Consider the following 1,762-nt stretch of genomic DNA (forward strand, 5'->3'; position numbering starts at 1 on the left):
CTTACGAAGAACGTATTGAAATTGTACAATTCACCATCGCTCATGATTTAGATTACCAGAAAGCCATCGACAAGTACGGTGTCTCTTACCAGCAAGTGTACGCATGGGTTCGTAAATATCAAGCGAGTGGTCATGAAGCCTTAAAAGACCTCCGAGGTCGTAAAAAGCCGCTAGAAGAGCTAGACGAACAGGAACGGTTAAAGCTTCGGATCAAGGAACTCGAGGCACGAAATGAGCATTTAGAAATGGAGAATGCACTCGCAAAAAAGTTGGCAGAGATCCGGCGAAGAAATACACGTTAACCTTTGTTCGGCATGCAGACATCTATCAAGCGATTACCGAACTGCATGCCGAGAAAGGATACGCGATCACCAAGCTCTGTGAGCTAGCAGGAATCGCCCGATCTACCTATTACAAGTGGCTGAAATGGATGCCATCCGACAGGGAACTTGAAAATCTTGCACTAGCCAAGGAAGTCAAGCGTCGCTATGACAAACGAAACGGGATACTCGGTTATCGCCAAATGCGTACTCAGTTGAATCGTAAGCTTAAAAAAAGTTACAACCGTAAACGGTATTATCGCATCATGCGAGCCCTTCAATTAAGGGCAGTGATTCGCAAAAAGCGGCCAAATTACGTGAAAGCTCCAGTCCTTCATATCGCTGAGAATGTCATGAACCGAAAATTCCAAGCGGAGGTCCCCAACCAAAAGTGGTGCACCGATGTAACAGAGTTAAAGTACGGAAATGGCCGCAAGGCCTATCTGAGTGCCATTATTGACGGATATGACAACTCTGTTGTTTCATGGGTACTCAGCCATTCCAATAACAATGAGCTGGTCATGAATACAGTAAAGAAAGCTTATAAAAGAAACCCGAATGCTACGCCGCTCTTGCACAGTGATCGCGGCTTTCAGTATACTTCGCTGGAATACAAACAACTTCAAAAGAGATACAAGTTTACAAAAAGTATGTCTCGTGTAAGCCGGTGTTTGGACAACCAACCCATTGAACGATTCTGGGGTACCTTTAAAGCAGAAAGCTATTATCTGGAGAAATACGATACGTATGACAGTCTCCTTCGTAGTGTAAGAACTTATATCCATTATTACAATAGTTTTCGATACACCGAACGACTAAACGGCTTATCCCCTAACGAATATCGACGAGCAGCTTAACTAAGAAAAGTAATCCCCTCGGTCTTGATAACCGAGGGGATATTGAATACTAATGATTTTGTTTTTTAGTCTGTCTACTTGACAGGGAGCACTTCATACGGGAAGCGGCCTTTTTCCACGTTCTATATTCATCTTCTTCCGGCAATAACGACACAGAAGGTTGCAATCGGCCCTAGCAGGAGGGACAGCAGAAACCAGTTAAGCCCCGATCTGTTCTTCCCTTGGGCCAAGCCTGCATTGATTAACGCAAGCGTCCCCCACCCTACGTAAAATTCGCTATTCATCGAATCCCCCTCCAGCGTTGATCTTATGTGGATGTATACGTATGGTGAGATGAACGTTGCAGGATGTTATTTCTTCCTGGATGCAAATGCCTCGAGCGTCTGTTTCACGGTCTGGTGACCAAATACGGCAAACGCCCCGGCGAGTATCCCCTGTATGATATTTTCCAGGCTCCAGCCGATCAGACCAGCCGTGAACAAGATGGACACCACGATCACGACATATACGATGCTCCAATTCGGAATCTTTGGCGTTTGCTTCAGCACATACCCAATCACCCAGCAGGCAGCAACGACCATGAAC

At 45.6% G+C, this 1,762-nt stretch carries 3 protein-coding genes and 1 pseudogene; 2 read left to right on the plus strand and 2 right to left on the minus strand.

Annotated elements, in window-relative coordinates; all coding sequences use genetic code 11:
• Positions 1-302, plus strand: a 302-nt coding sequence (locus ACFRAK_RS27345; protein WP_394572934.1) for a helix-turn-helix domain-containing protein, incomplete at its 5' end; no start/stop codon positions are given.
• Positions 303-316: 14 nt separating this feature from the next.
• Positions 317-1,177 (plus strand): annotated as a pseudogene (locus ACFRAK_RS27350) (IS3 family transposase); the annotation flags it as partial.
• Positions 1,178-1,305: 128 nt separating this feature from the next.
• On the opposite strand, the gene ACFRAK_RS27355 reads toward ACFRAK_RS27350, so the two are convergent.
• A complete protein-coding gene (locus tag ACFRAK_RS27355; RefSeq protein WP_394572935.1) occupies positions 1,306-1,461 on the minus strand; it encodes a hypothetical protein in 156 nt (51 codons plus the stop codon).
• Between the two features lie 66 nt (positions 1,462-1,527).
• Positions 1,528-1,762: phage holin family protein (locus ACFRAK_RS27360; RefSeq protein ID WP_394572936.1), on the minus strand; the 235-nt coding region annotated here is incomplete at its 5' end.

This window comes from Peribacillus sp. NPDC056705 (assembly GCF_043656335.1).